At 66.1% G+C, this 13,781-nt stretch carries 15 protein-coding genes; 7 read left to right on the top strand and 8 right to left on the bottom strand.

Translation table 11 applies throughout. The features are described 5' to 3' along the window. Nucleotides 1-65: 65 nt before the first annotated feature. Both IT540_RS02240 and IT540_RS02235 read right to left on the bottom strand, forming a co-directional pair. Entirely contained in the window at nt 66-416 is a 351-nt protein-coding gene (locus IT540_RS02240) for a hypothetical protein (RefSeq protein ID WP_291172652.1), read from the bottom strand. A gap of 130 nt (nt 417-546) precedes the next feature. Beyond that, nucleotides 547-783 (bottom strand): hypothetical protein, encoded by a 237-nt coding sequence (locus tag IT540_RS02235; protein WP_291172649.1) that lies wholly within the window; start codon nt 781-783, stop codon nt 547-549. Nucleotides 784-975: 192 nt separating this feature from the next. Between IT540_RS02235 and IT540_RS02230 the strand changes: the two genes are divergently transcribed. From IT540_RS02230 to IT540_RS02220, 3 genes are all read left to right on the top strand, one after another. Continuing rightward, complete coding sequence (locus tag IT540_RS02230; RefSeq protein ID WP_291172646.1) at nt 976-2,148, top strand: cytochrome c peroxidase; 1,173 nt, start codon at nt 976-978, stop codon at nt 2,146-2,148. Nucleotides 2,149-2,411: 263 nt separating this feature from the next. After that, nucleotides 2,412-2,618 carry a hypothetical protein gene (locus tag IT540_RS02225; RefSeq protein ID WP_291172644.1) on the top strand — a complete coding sequence of 69 codons (207 nt, stop codon included), beginning with the start codon at nt 2,412-2,414 and terminating at the stop codon, nt 2,616-2,618. Between the two features lie 350 nt (nt 2,619-2,968). After that, complete coding sequence (locus IT540_RS02220; protein WP_291172641.1) at nt 2,969-3,463, top strand: hypothetical protein; 495 nt, start codon at nt 2,969-2,971, stop codon at nt 3,461-3,463. Nucleotides 3,464-3,657: 194 nt separating this feature from the next. Here the strand turns inward: IT540_RS02220 and IT540_RS02215 are convergent, their stop codons facing one another. The 3 genes from IT540_RS02215 to galU form a co-directional block, all read right to left on the bottom strand. After that, nucleotides 3,658-4,686 (bottom strand): peptidoglycan -binding protein, encoded by a 1,029-nt coding sequence (locus tag IT540_RS02215; protein WP_291172638.1) that lies wholly within the window; start codon nt 4,684-4,686, stop codon nt 3,658-3,660. Nucleotide 4,687: 1 nt separating this feature from the next. After that, entirely contained in the window at nt 4,688-5,734 is a 1,047-nt protein-coding gene (locus IT540_RS02210) for a flagellar motor protein MotA (RefSeq protein WP_291172635.1), read from the bottom strand. A gap of 188 nt (nt 5,735-5,922) precedes the next feature. Continuing rightward, nucleotides 5,923-6,807, bottom strand: a complete 885-nt coding sequence (gene galU / locus IT540_RS02205; protein ID WP_291172632.1) for a UTP--glucose-1-phosphate uridylyltransferase GalU — start codon at nt 6,805-6,807, stop codon at nt 5,923-5,925. Nucleotides 6,808-7,076: 269 nt separating this feature from the next. On the opposite strand from galU, the gene IT540_RS02200 reads away from it, so the two are divergent. Both IT540_RS02200 and IT540_RS02195 read left to right on the top strand, forming a co-directional pair. Then, complete coding sequence (locus IT540_RS02200) at nt 7,077-8,369, top strand: lytic murein transglycosylase (RefSeq protein ID WP_291172630.1); 1,293 nt, start codon at nt 7,077-7,079, stop codon at nt 8,367-8,369. Nucleotides 8,370-8,414: 45 nt separating this feature from the next. Next, a complete protein-coding gene (locus tag IT540_RS02195; protein ID WP_291172627.1) occupies nt 8,415-9,797 on the top strand; it encodes a DUF459 domain-containing protein in 1,383 nt (460 codons plus the stop codon). Between the two features lie 42 nt (nt 9,798-9,839). On the opposite strand, the gene IT540_RS02190 is transcribed toward IT540_RS02195, so the two are convergent. Then, nucleotides 9,840-10,229, bottom strand: coding sequence for an HPF/RaiA family ribosome-associated protein (locus tag IT540_RS02190; RefSeq protein WP_291172624.1), 390 nt, complete (start codon nt 10,227-10,229; stop codon nt 9,840-9,842). 254 nt (nt 10,230-10,483) lie between these two features. Between IT540_RS02190 and IT540_RS02185 the strand changes: the two genes are divergently transcribed. Beyond that, entirely contained in the window at nt 10,484-10,702 is a 219-nt protein-coding gene (locus IT540_RS02185) for an addiction module protein (RefSeq protein WP_291172621.1), read from the top strand. Continuing rightward, the gene (locus IT540_RS02180; RefSeq protein ID WP_291172618.1) at nt 10,699-10,998 is read left to right on the top strand and encodes a type II toxin-antitoxin system RelE/ParE family toxin; all 300 of its coding nucleotides are present in this window, start codon (nt 10,699-10,701) and stop codon (nt 10,996-10,998) included. The genes IT540_RS02185 and IT540_RS02180 overlap by 4 nt, the downstream gene beginning before the upstream one ends. A gap of 3 nt (nt 10,999-11,001) precedes the next feature. On the opposite strand, the gene IT540_RS02175 is transcribed toward IT540_RS02180, so the two are convergent. Together IT540_RS02175 and IT540_RS02170 are read right to left on the bottom strand one after the other, a co-directional pair. Further along, nucleotides 11,002-12,441: a glutamate synthase subunit beta gene (locus tag IT540_RS02175; protein ID WP_291172615.1), complete on the bottom strand. Its 1,440-nt coding sequence runs from the start codon at nt 12,439-12,441 to the stop codon at nt 11,002-11,004. A gap of 20 nt (nt 12,442-12,461) precedes the next feature. After that, nucleotides 12,462-13,781 (bottom strand): glutamate synthase-related protein (locus IT540_RS02170; protein WP_291172612.1); only part of this gene is annotated, 1,320 nt, incomplete at its 5' end.

Here is a 13,781-nt window from a genome sequence, read left to right as displayed (position 1 = left end):
AGGGCCTGTGAGGGATCGCACCCGTGGAAACGCAGCGAGCGGCAGGCTGGCCGCTCAATTGGGATTTATTTTTGTCCCTTGCCGGACTTTTCCGTCTCGCCCGTGCCCATGAGGCCAGCCGCCGCAGGAGGCGGCTTGGTCGAGCGCCGCGGCGGCGTCCGCCCGGACGGCGCCCCGCCCCACGTCCCGTCCTCGTTTCCGGCCGAGGCCGGTGGCGGCGAGCCTCTCGGCCGCGACGGTACGGACGTCGCCTCGGAGTAGGGCCCGTCAACGCGGGGCCCGGGCAGCGGCTGTGCCTCACCGTACGGGCGCGCTCTGCCTTGCTCGGCGAGCGCCTTGAAGCGGCCGACCTGATAGCCGGCGTAGAACGCGCCGCCGGCGACGAGAATGAGAAGAACGAGATCGTAGGCAGACATCCGCGCGACCCTCAGAGCAGCGGTCTCGCAAGGACCACGATCGCTTCGAGGCTCATCGGCTCGAAAGCGGGCATCTGCGGGACGGCACCTGAATGCTAGTCAGGGACCGCGCCGCGCGCAACGCCCGCGATCAGAGATCGACCGGTGTCAGGCGCGCAGGAACCTCGCGGACAGCCTTCGCGGCCTTCGGCGCGAGCTCACCGTCTCCGTCGGGGTCGATGGAGGCATAGGTCAGCCAGGCAAGGCCGCCCATCGCGACCATCAGGATGGCGATGCCGATCAGCGAGCGCTTGAGGAACCATGCAGCGGTCACGGGTCGCACAAGCGTCCCCTGCACCGACGGTGCATCCTCGAGTCCAATGGCCATGAATTCCCTCAAAGCGGCCGGAAGAACGTCGTTTTAACAACGTCTTAGGAGCCGCTCACGCTCCCTGGGTCGCGGCCCGCAGAATGTCGCAGCCGCATGTTGTTAAGATTGATCCACTATGGGATGGAAGAGGTTGGGGTCGGGGTCAAGTGACGTTTGGCACGCTCCCACGTTCCGCCGCCAGAGCGTGCCATGGCGGCCACGGTGTGCCGCTTGTTTCGGCATTTGACGGTGCATCGCAGTGCCCCGAGCGGCGATAGAGTACGCGCAATGAAACGTTCGATAAGCTGCCGGCCGGGCTGCGGGACTGCCGTCCTTGTCTTGGTCCTGGCGTCATGGAGCTTCACGCCGGCCGGCCAAGGACGAGCCGGCCACGCAGAGCTGCCGGTGCGCGAGGTCGCGGCCCGCGAGCCCGCGCGTGACGCCATGTGGCGCGCCATCTTCGCTCGCCCCGGCAAGATCCCCGATGCGGGCCAGCCCGACGCGATGAAAGCAGCGCTCGGCTACGATCTCTTCCGCGACGTCCGATTGTCCGGGTCCGGCCGCGCCTCCTGCGCGAGCTGCCACGATCCCGCGCGCGCTTTCACCGATGGACGCAAGACCGCGATCGGGCCGGGCGGGGCGGTGCTTGCCCGCAACGCGCCGGCGCTCTACGACCTCGCCTGGGCTACATCCTTCTTCTGGGACGGGCGGGCCGCGAGCCTCGCCGAGCAGGCGAAGGTGCCGATCCTCGCTCCCGACGAACTGGCCGGCGACTTCGCGACCATTACGCGCCGGCTCGCCGAGGACGCTGCGATGAGCGCACGCTTCGCGGCGGCCTTCCCTGGCGCCTCGGGCGTGAGCGAGGCCGCCGTTATCGAGGCGCTCGCCGCCTACGAGCGCTCCCTGGTTTCGCCCCGGACCCGCTTCGACCGCTGGGTCGAAGGCGAGGACACCGCGTTGACGGAGACGGAGTTGAAGGGGTTCGGCATCTTCGTCGGCAAGGGCGGGTGCGTCTCCTGCCACGGCGGATGGCGCCTGACCGACGATGCGTTTCACGACGTCGGCCTGCCGGGCAGCGACCTCGGCCGGGGCGCCCTGGCGCCGGGCTCGCCGGGCCTGCCGGAGTTCAAGACGCCGTCCCTGCGCGAGGTCGCACACACCGCGCCCTACATGCACAACGGATCGCTCGCGACGCTTGACGACGTGGTGGAGCACTACGCCGGCGACCTGATCGTACGGCCCTCGCTGGCACCCACCGTGGTCAGAGACCTGTCGCTGACGAATGACGAAAAAGCGGCATTGATTGCCTTCTTGCTAACCTTATCGAGCGAACAAAAAAGCCACAGTCAGGATGGGACAACTCGCCCCATGCTCAAAAAATGAGCTGACGAAATTGGCTATTGCGCCGAGCTGCACGTATGAAATTCGTTGTTTTTCAGCGCGATTTATTCGCCGGGGCGATCCGCGGCATTGATGCCGAAACGCCGCAGCTCATGATATTGGCAATGCTTTGCACATGAATGCTTCTTGTGCAGTTTGCGATTCGCCGCCAACCTTAAGGTCAAGAAGAAAAGCAAAAAGGGACGACGCGCCCCGAAGGGTTCGGACCGCAAAAAAGCGGACAACTCGAAGACTGGGGATTTGCAATGCTGGAGCTGGTCGTCTCTGTTTGCCTCCTGGAAGATCATTCGCGGTGCAAGGAAGTCTCTTTGACATACATGGGCGAGAGCACCACCCCCATGATGTGCATGATGATGAGCCCGGCCGAGATCGCGAAGTGGAATGAAAGCAATCCGAAATGGTTTGCGAAGAAGTGGTCCTGCCGTCCAGCCGGTCGCTTCGCGAAAATCTGACCGAGATTAGCGCGGCGCGAAAACGCCGTCGGCCGTTTTCTCGGCTCATCGAGTTTTCTCTGTTATAAAGTTGCAGAAAACATGGATCGGACAAACGAGCGTCCGGTTCTTGCGAAATGCAATTCTTTCGAGGTCCCGGATTGGATCAAACGGCGGCGCCGCCGTTCTTCCCGCTGATCCGGCCATTGCTGCACAAGGTCATCGCCCAAGCCCTGTCCTTAGGCACGCTGGGCTTACGCCGAGCCGTCTCCGTGCAGCGTCGCCGCACATGAATTCCGACGCTCGGGTCGACGGTTGCCGCGAACGCGGGCAAAGTGCCGTCGTCGCAAACGGACGTTGCGGATGGCTGCATGCGCGTTGTGCACTTGCTTCTGTTGCTCTGCCTGTCGATTTCCGACCTGGCGATCGACGGGGCGGCAGCCGGCGATATCTACAGCCCGCCCAAGGGCACACCGCTGCGGGCGCAACTGCTCGATGCGGCCCGTCCCACGTTCGAGAGGGAGGTCGGTGCGCCGGTCGAGTTCGTGGTCGAGACACTGAACGTCATGGACGGGTGGGCCTACGACAACGTCAAGCTGCAGCGGCCCGGCGGTGTTCCGATCGACTGGCGCAGCACGAAGTTTGCCGAGGATTTTGCGCAGGGCATGCGCGAGACGGAGAGCAACCTCTTCCTGCTGCAGCAGGGCGGTGACGGCTGGACTCTGGTGGAGTACGCGATCGGTCCGACCGACGTCGCTTGGGACTGGTGGCGCCAGCAACGCAATTTGCCTTACGAGCTGTTTGGAGCCACCGCCGAGGACTTCGGTGCCCCACCCGCGAGCGTCAAGCCGCGTTCCGGCGGCTGACGTCGACCAGGCTCTGCTGCGCCACGATCCGCGAACGGTGATGCTGAACACGCTCCGGCTAAGGGGCGTCGCATGCGTGGCACACGCCTGCCGCCCTCTACGTCATCCCGGCGAAGGATGGGACCCACGCCAGTGTCCACAAACGCCGCGCCTGCAGGATCCTCGTGCGACGGCGCAACGCGGATCGGGGGGACCTACCGGTTCGTGAGCTTCAGCTCGATACGCCGGTTCCGACGCAGGCTCTCCTCGTCGGAACCGGTCTCGAGCGGCTGGAACTCGCCGTGCCCGGCCGCAACCAGATGCTCAGCCGGCACGCCCCGCGACGCGAGATACTTCACAACCGACACCGCGCGCGCCGTCGAAAGCTCCCAGTTCGAGGGGAACTGGGAACTCGCGATCGGCCGGATGTCGGTATGTCCGTCCACCTGCAGCGCCCATCCGATCTCCGGCGGGATGGTCTTCACCAGGTCCGTGATGGCGACGGCGAGCTGATCCATGGCAGAGAATCCTTCGGGCGCCAGCGTCGCCGATCCGGACGGGAACAGCACCTCGGACTCGAACACGAAGCGGTCGCCCACCACGCGGATGTCCTTGCGGTCCTTGAGCAGCTCGCGCAGCCGCCCGAAGAAGTCGGAGCGGTAGCGCTGCAGCTCCTGCACCTGCCGCGCCAGCGCCGCGTTGAGCCGCGCCCCGAGATCCTTGATGCGGTCCTGGCTGTCCTTGTCCTTCCTCTCGGAGGCTTCGAGCGCCTCGTTGAGCGCCGCAAGCTGGCGCCTGAGCGCCAGCATCTGCTGGTTGAGCAGATCGACCTTGGCCAGCGCCTCGTTGGAGATCTTCTTCTGCGCGTCGAGATCCGTCTCGAGGGTCTGGATGCGCCCCTCGGCCGCCTTCGCCTTCTCGTCGCCGCTGAGCGCGAAGCCCGAGAGCTTGTCTTTCTCCTGCTTGAGGTCGGCGAGCGTCGCCTGCAGCGAGGCAAGCTCGTCCTCGGCCGAACGCGACTTTCCCTTCTCGAGGGACAGGAGGTTGGTCAGCTCCGCGATCTGCCGGTTCAGGCGGGCGAGTGCCGTGTCCTTGCCGCTCGCCTCCTGCGTCGCGAAGTACTGCGAGATCATGAAGATCGACATCAGGAAGGTGACGACGAGCAGCAGCGTGCTGAGCACGTCCACGTAGGCAGGCCAGAACTCTCCGTACTCGCCGCTGCGCCGCGAGCGCCCGCGCGCCATTTTAGCCGCCTCTCTTGAGCATGTTCTGCGCGAGGTCGCGCAGCACGTTCGTTACCTCGGTCTGCTGCGTGGCCTGCTCGTCCACCCATTCGCGCACCACCTTCTGCTCGGCGCGCATCTGGCTGACGAGCTGGTTCACGCCGCGGGCAAGGTCGCGCACGTGATCGTCGGCACCGCCGCCGGCCGGCGAGCCGAACGTGCCGCCGTCGCCGCCCTTGAGGCGCGTCGAGAGATCTTCGACGGCGCGCTGCATCTCGTAGACGGCGGAGAGGAGCTGGCGGCTCGCCTGCTCCGTAGCGCTCGATGAGCCGGGCGTCAGCTCGGTGATGCCCGACAGCCATTCCTCGAGTTCGTTGTAGAAGCGGTTGTGGGCGTGCGTCGCCTGTAGCTCGAGGAAGCCGACGATCAGCGAGCCCGAGAGGCCGAGCAGCGAGGACGAGAAGGCCGTGCCCATGCCCTTCAAGGGCGCCGCGAGGCCGGCTTTGAGCTCGTCGAAGACGGCGACCGTCTCGCCCGACGTGTCGAGCGCGCTGATGGCGCCGCCGACGGACTGGATCGTCTCCAGGAGGCCCCAGAAGGTACCGAGCAGGCCGAGGAAGACGAGCAGCCCCACCATGTAGCGGCCGGTGTCGCGCGCTTCGTCGAGGCGCGAGGAGATGCTGTCCATGATCGTCCGCATCGAGACCGTGGAGAGCGAGAGCGTTCCCGTCCGATCACGGAGCATCGTCGCCATGGGCGCGAGCAGCACCGGCTGGTGGGAGCTCGCGAGCCCGGGGTCCGAGATGCGGAACGCGTTGACGAAGCGGATCTCGGGATAGAGGCGGACCACCTGCCGGAAGGCATAGAGGATGCCGAAGGCCAGCACGCCGATGATGAGGCCGTTGAGGCCCGGATTGGTCATGACCGCAAGCTGGAGCTGCTCGTGCAGGATGGCGGCAAGAAAGGCAACCAGCGTCAGGAAGACGAGCATCCGCACCAGGAACAGGCCGGGCGGCGTCAGCGATTTGTGCATCGTGGCCGAGGTCACATCGGGTCGCTTGCGTGCCATTCCTAAAGTCTCCGGCCGTGCGCTGGGGTTCGTGAAGGCGTGAGGGATCGTAGGTCGACGATGCGCCCGACCATAACCGAACCCCATGACACCCGAAACGGGCAACATCGTGCCTGAGACGCCGGAATAGGGCTATTTTTTGGCTGCGGTAAACGTCCTGGCGGACGAGTGGCAGATGCGAACCGAGCCTAGAGAAGGTCCTTGAGGGCGGCCCTGAGCTGCGGAGCCAGATCCGCGCGCTCGAGGCCGTAGGCGACGTTCGCGGTGAGGAAGCCGATCTTCGAGCCGCAGTCGTAGATCGTGCCGTCGAAGCGCACCGCATAGAAGGGATGCGCCTCGTCGCGGCTCAAGGTGATCATGGCATCCGTGAGCTGGATTTCTCCGCCCGCGCCGGCCTCCTGCTTGGCAAGCAGCGGGAAGATGTCCGGCTCGAGCACATAGCGCCCGGTGATATGCAGGTTCGAGGGCGCCGTGCCCTTGGGCGGCTTCTCGACCATGGAGGTGATGCGGCTCACCTTGGCCTTCGCGTCCTCGACGCCGACGATGCCGTACTGGTGCGTCTGGTCCTCTGGCACGGGCGACACCGCAACCAGGTTGCCGCCGCCCGTCTGCCCGTAGGCTTCGATCATCTCGGCAAGGCACGGCGTGCTGCCGTGATGGAGCATGTCCGGAAGCAGAAGCGCGAACGGCTCGTCGCCGATGACGTCGCGCGCGCACCACACCGCATGCCCGAGCCCGCGCGGCGCCTGCTGTCGCGTGAAGCTCGTGCGACCCGCCTCGGGAAGCTCGGCGAGCAGCTCCTCGAGCTCCCGCGTCTTCTTTTTGGACGAAAGCGTCGCCTCGAGCTCGAACTGATGATCGAAATGGTCCTCGATGACGGCCTTGCCGCGCCCCGTGACGAACACGAAATGCTCGACCCCTGCCGCCTGCGCCTCGTTGACCACGTGCTGGATCACCGGCCGGTCGACGACCGTCAGCATTTCCTTCGGCACCGCCTTGGTCGCGGGCAGGAAGCGGGTTCCGAGCCCGGCCACGGGAAATACGGCTTTGCGAACGCGCTTGGTCTTCGTCATCAGGCACCAGCAATGAGGAGAGAGGGTTGAGCGGAGGGAACAGCCGCAAGGACGCGAGACTTTATCCGACGGCGCAGGGGTCGGCAGCAAGTCCCCCGGATGCGCCGATCCGTTCGGGTGAATGTTGGGACGGCCAAAGGGTTCCCGGAAAAGCAGGCCCGTGGGCCGTAAAAAAGCCCCGAATGGGGGACACGGGGGAGGGAACGATGGAGTCCGTTCCACGTGGTAAAGCAGACGGCAACCATCGCGGCGGTTGAGGATCTTTAGAGTTGCGCATAAACCATCGGCCAGCCACGTCTCCGCGCCGCAGCTCTCCCACGCTCGGCTGCATTCTGGTTGCGGGTCTGGCCCTGCTGTCCGCTTTCACCATGATACCGGCGCCTGCCGCCGCCGACGCCAAGCTCGACGCCTGGATAGAGGGCCTGTGGCCGGAGGCCCAGGCGGTTGGCGTCTCCCGCGCGACCTTCGACAAGGCCCTGCGCGGTTTCGCGCCGGACCTCAAGCTGCCGGATCTCGACCTTCCCGGCCGGCCGTCCAACGACGCCCGCGGCCAGGCCGAGTTCACACGCGCGCCTGCCGACTACCTCGACCGTGCCTATCTGATGCGTCTCGCCGCAACCGGCCGCGAGCTCCTCGCCAAGCACAAGACGACGCTGGAGCGTATCGAGCGCGAGCTCGGCGTCGATCGCTATTCCGTACTCGCCATCTGGGGCCGCGAGACGGCTTTCGGCCATCACAAGCTGCCGCACGACGCCATCACCGTGGTGGCCACGCAGGCCTACCTCGGCCGCCGCAAGGAGTTGTTCCGCGCCGAGTTGATCGCCGCGCTGCGCATGCTGGAGGCGGGCATCCCGCGCGCGAGGATGCGCTCGTCGTGGGCCGGCGCGATGGGCCTCACGCAGTTCATGCCGAGCGAGTACTTCACGCACGCCCACGATCTCGACGGCGACGGGCACGCGGACATCTGGACCTCGGTCGCCGACGCGCTCGCCTCCGCGGCGAGCCAGCTCAAGGGCAAGGGCTGGGTCGCGGGCCAGACCTGGGGCTACGAGGTGAAGCTCACGCGCGAGGCCGATTGCGGCTACGAGGGCCCGACCCAGGAGCGTCCGATCTCCGAGTGGGCCAAGCTCGGCCTGAAGCGCGCCAACGGCCGCCCGTGGACCGAGGCCCAGCTTGCGCTCAGCGCTTATATGATGAGCCCGGCCGGCGGCTACGGCCCGTCATTCCTCGTGCTCGAGAACTACAAGGTGATCCGCCGCTACAACATGTCGGACCTTTATGCCGTTTTTGTCGGCAACCTCGCCGATCGCATTGCCGGCGGCGGCGACTTCGTCACCCCCTGGGGCGGCACCGGCCCGCAGAAGACGCGCAACATCGAGGAAATCCAAGGGCGTCTTCAGGCGCTTGGCTACGAGGTCGAGAAGATCGACGGCAAGGTCGGCTCCAATACCCGCAAGGTCATCGGCCTTTATGAGCGCAACAACAACTTGAAGGTTGACTGCTGGCCCTCGGATGCCGTTCTTGATCACGTGCGAAAGACAGCCTCGCGCGAGTCGCGGTAGAAGCGCACAAAGGCGTTTGCATACGAACCAAAGAGCCGGGAAGGCATGCACGCGCGTCTCATGAGTCCGCTCGCAGTTCTGCTCGCAGCCCTTCTGGCTGTGGCGAGCCCGGCTGCGGCGCAGGACGACCCGGCCGGCACCAGCTTCATCACCCCGTTCCCGCCGAACGACACCTACAATCTGGTGATGATCGGCGACGACCTCTCCGAGGGGCTGCTGGCTGGTGCGCGCGAGATCTTCCAGAAGGACCCGCGCCTCGTGATCCGTAACACCCCGCTGTCGATCAACGGCCTCATGCGGCGGGAATTCGATCAGAAGCTCGTCGCGCTCGAGGAGGACCTGAAGGCGCAGCCGATCCAGATCGCCATTCTGATGCTGGGCGCCTGGGATCGCGTGTCCGTGCGCGATCCCGCCACCGGCAAGCGTCTGATGGTCGGCACCGACGGCTGGCGCCGCGAGTACGCCGCCCGCAGCGACCGTCTTCTGAAGATGCTGAGGCGGCAGAACATCGCGGTCTACTGGGTGGGTCTGCCCGGCGTGCGGCGCTACGACGCCAACGAGGACGTGCAGATGATGAACAACATCCTGCGCGAGCGCGTCTACCTGAACGGCGCCAAGTACATCGACACCTATGCCGGATTCGCCGACGAGAACGGCGCCTACAGCCAGTATGGTCCCGACGTCACCGGCAAGATCCGCCTGCTGCGCGCCGGCGATGGCGTCTATTTCACCTGGGAGGGCAACCGGAAGCTCGCCTATTTCGTCGACCGCGAGCTGCGCCGCGACCTGACGCAGGCGAGGGCCGATCGCGCCATTCCCCTCGACGGCAGCGAGGCCGAGCAGGCCAAGATCAATCCGGATAGCGTGAAGCAGGAGCCCGCCACTGGCCCGGGCGGGGCGGCCGCGCGTGGTCCCGAGGCAAGCGCCTCCAGGATCCGCCAGGCCGAGGCCAGCGGCGCCGGCGACCAGAAGGCCGATAACGGCCGCATCAATCTGCGCATCGTGAGCGAGGGCGGACGCGAGGAGGTGGTGGCGCTCGACATCGTGCGCCCGGCGATCCCTGCTTCCGTCGTGGCGCTGGTGACGCGGCGCGAGAGCCCCGACCGGCCGTCTCAGCTCGGCGAGTCTGTCGTCGATCAGATTCCGGGTGGCCTCACGGTCATGAGCACGGTTGCGCTGGCAACGGCAACCGGACAGGTCGGCGGTCGCCGCCGGCTTTCGCCGTCGCAATCGCCCTATTTCCGGGTGCTGTTCAAGGGCGAGCGCTTGCCGCCGAAGCCGGGCCGCGCCGACGACGCCTCATGGCCGCGTCCGGCTCCGCCGCCCGAAGCGGCATATTTCCCGGAGGCCGATCCCCTCGAGACCGGCACGACCGAGGCCGCCGACGCCGCGCCCGCAAAGGAGAAGCGCCGCAAGCCGCGGGATTGAGCGCTTCGCCTCTCCGGCACCTTCGCCGGCATCGGACGCCGCTCAGTCGCTGTCGCCCTCTGCAACCTTGCTCGGACGGCGGCGCCCACGCTCGGCACGCGCGGCCCCGTTCTTCTTGTCGACGATCTCGTCGAGCCGCCGGTCCGCGGCATCGAACGCATCTCGGAGCGCGATCTTCAGGTCCTCCTGCGCCTGCCCGACTGCGGACTCGTGCGTGACGATCAGCGGCGCGGCGCCGGGAATGCCGATATCGATCTTGATCTCGTAGGTCTTGCCCTTGTGGGAATGCTTGTGGGGTGCAGCCACCACGACGCGGCAATGCGTCATGCGGTCGAAATGTTTTTCGAGCTTGGCCGCCCGCTCCGCGATCTTGGCTTCGATGACGGCGCTCTTGTCGAGCCCTTTGAAGGAGATTTCGAGCGGAGTGTTCATGTGCGCTCCCTGTTGGTTGGTCGATGAGCCCCTTAGCTCACCTGGGCATGCCGGCGCCCCGGATCAAGAGTAGCCACGGGCCGCGAGACGGACCTGATCGCGGTCAAAGGGGCATCGATCCTAGCACGGCCCGCGGCCGGCGCCGGCCGGAATGGTGGGCAGCCGGTGATCAAAGAAACGCCGGCATGGAGAAACCCCAAGGAGGCTGACTGAGCCGACAAATTCGAATAAGCTGATTGGTGGAGGCTGCAATCATGAACGCTCGACTTAGGTCGATCTTTGAAGAGGCGCAAAAACTCAGCGCCGGAGAGCGGGAAGAGCTCGCGGAGCTTCTCCTGGCCACCGTCGATCCCGATCCGGGTCTTGGGAAAGCGTGGGCCGACGAGGTCGCGGACAGAATAGCCGCGCACGAGCACGGCGATATGCCGACGCGCTCCGCACAGAGCGTGCTCGAAAAGTATCTCGGGAAATGAGAATCGAGTTCGCGGCTGCCGCGGAGCGCGAACTCGATGAAGTCGTCTCTTACTTTGAAGCACGCCGCCCGGGGCTCGGTCTTGCGTTTGCGGCCGAGGTCGCATCGGCGGTCGCCAGGATCGAGCAGTATCCGAACGCACGGCAAAGTCTGTCCGGAGGAACGCGCCGGTGCCTCCTGCGCAAGTTCGAGTATGGATTGGTCTACCAGGTTCGCGGAGACGTTGCGACCGTCTACGCCGTTATGCACCTGAGGCGGCGGCCGACATACTGGCGCAGCCGGCTGGACACGAAATAGCCCCTACCGCGGCAGCGTGGTCTTGCCCATCAGGAACTTGTCGATGGCGCTTGCGGCTTGCCGCCCTTCGCGGATCGCCCACACGACGAGCGACTGCCCGCGCCGCACGTCGCCGGCCGCGAACAGCTTGCCGCCGCCGGGCAGCTTGTAGTCGCGCTCGTTGGCGTCGAGGCCCTTGAAGCGGCCACGCGCCACCGGCTCGAGTCCGAGCCCCGAGAGCACGCCGCCGTCGGTCGGCCCCGAGAAGCCCATCGCGAACAGCACGAGCTCCGCGTCCAGCGTCGCATCCGAGCCGGGGACCGGCTGCAGCTTCGAATCGACGTGCACATAGTGCAGCCTCTTCACCTTCCCGCCTTCGCCCGAAAAGCCCGTCGTCGAGACCGAGTACTCGACCTGTGCGCCTTCCGCCTGCGAGGTCGAGATCCTGAGCTTGAGCGGCCAGTTCGGCCACGACAGCGCCTTGTCCTCCTTCACCGGCGGCTTGGGCATGATCTCGAGCTGCGTCACAGACTTCGCGCCCTGCCGGAACGACGTGCCGATGCAGTCCGAGCCCGTGTCGCCGCCGCCGATGACGACCACGTGCTTGCCCTTGGCCGAGATCTCCTTGGTGCCGGGAAGCTGCGGCTCGCCCGCCACGCGCCGGTTCTGCTGCGTTAGGAAATCCATCGCATAGTGGAGGCCGTCGAGGTCGCGCCCGGGAGACGTGGCGAAGAAGTCGAACGGCGTCTCGGAGCCCATGGCGAGCAGCACGGCGTCATGCTGCGCCTCGAGGTCCTCGGCGGCGATGTCGGTCCCGACCTTCACGTTGCAATGGAAGACGACGCCCTCCGCTTCCATCTGTGCCTGCCGGCGCGCAATGATGTGCTTCTCCATCTTGAAGTCGGGGATGCCGTAGGTGAGCAACCCGCCCGGCCGCGCGTTCTTCTCATAGACGTGCACCTCGTGGCCCGCGCGCGCGAGCTGCTGGGCAGCGGCGAGGCCCGCGGGGCCGGAGCCGACGACGGCAACCGTCTTGCCGGTCTTGGTCTCGGGGGGCTGCGGTGTGATCCAGCCGGAGTCGAAGGCGCGGTCGGCGATCGTGCATTCGATGGTCTTGATGGTCACTGGCACGTCGTCGATGTTGAGCGTGCAGGACGCCTCGCACGGCGCCGGGCAGATGCGCCCCGTCACCTCGGGAAAGTTGTTGGTCGAGTGCAGGTTCTGCGCCGCCGTCTTCCAGTCGCCGTGGTAGACGAGATCGTTCCAGTCCGGGATCTGATTGTTGACCGGGCATCCATTGTGACAATAGGGGATGCCGCAGTCCATGCAGCGCGCGGCCTGCGTCTTCACTTCGGGCTCGGGAAGCGGCACCACGAACTCGTGCCAGTGCTTCACACGAGATTCGACCGGCTCGTACTTGCGATCCGTGCGCTCGAACTCAAGAAATCCGGTCGGCTTTCCCATCGTCGTTTCTTCTTTCGATCTTAGGCCTGCACGCGCTCGGCGGCGGCGGCAGCTTTGGCCTTCGCGAGTTCCGTGAGCGCACGCCGGTACTCGAACGGCATGACCTTTTTGAACTTGGGCACGGTGCTCGCCCAGTCGGCAAGAATAGCCTGTGCCTTGGTCGAGTTCGTGTAGTGAGCATGCCGCACGATCAGCGTATGCAGGCGCTCCAGATCCTGCTCGCGCATGTCGAGCATCACCTCGGCGAGCTGCCGCGTGGCCTCGCCGTTGCCCTTGGCGAGCTTTTCGATCAGCGCCACATCGATCGCCAGCGTCTCGATCTCCACCATCTCCTTGTTGAGCCGGGTCTCGAGATCGCCGGCCTCGTCAAGCACGTAGGCGACGCCTCCCGACATGCCGGCCGCGAAGTTGCGTCCCGTCGGCCCGAGCACGACCACGCACCCGCCCGTCATGTACTCGCAGCCGTGGTCGCCCGTGCCCTCGACGACGGCGTAGGCGCCCGAGTTGCGCACGGCGAAGCGCTCGCCGGCCACGCCCCGGAAATAGCATTCACCTGTGATGGCGCCGTACATCACCGTGTTGCCGACGATGATGCTCTCCTCGGGCACGATGCCGGACTTGGGATCCGGCCGCACGATGATCTTGCCGCCGGAGAGTCCCTTGCCGACGTAGTCGTTGCCTTCGCCTACGAGGTCGAGTGTAAGCCCACGCGCGGCCCAGGCGCCGAAGCTCTGGCCCGCCGTGCCCTTGAACGTGAGCCAGATCGTGTCCTCCGGCAGGCCGATATGACCGTAGCGCTTGGCGATGCGGCCCGAGAGCATGGTGCCGGCCGTGCGGTCGGTGTTCTTGATCGCGAACTCCGCCTTGATCGGCTTCTTCGCGTCCAGCGCCGGCTTGGCGGCCTCGATCAGCTTGTTGTCGAGCACCTTGTCGAGCCCGTGGTCCTGTGCCTCGCAATGACGGATGGCGACGCCCTTGGGCGCGTGCGGCTTGTGCAGCAGCTTCGTGAAGTCGAGGCCGCGCGCCTTCCAGTGGTCGATGGCGCGGTCCTTGTTGAGCCAGTCGCTCTGCCCGACCATCTCCTGGAACTTCCGATAGCCCATGGCGGCCATCATCTCGCGCACCTCTTCGGCGACGAAGAAGAAGAAGTTGACCACGTGCTCCGGCGTGCCCGTGAAGCGCGCGCGCAGCACCGGATCCTGCGTGGCGACGCCCACCGGGCATGTGTTGAGATGGCACTTGCGCAGCATGATGCAGCCGGCCGCGATCAAGGGCGCGGTTGCGAAGCCGAACTCGTCGGCACCGAGCAGCGCGCCGACGATCACGTCGCGCCCGGTCCG

It is taken from the genome of Hyphomicrobium sp. (assembly GCF_020852195.1).
Classification (GTDB): Bacteria; Pseudomonadota; Alphaproteobacteria; order Rhizobiales; family Hyphomicrobiaceae; genus Hyphomicrobium_C.
This window is presented reverse-complemented; position numbering and strand designations above follow the sequence as displayed.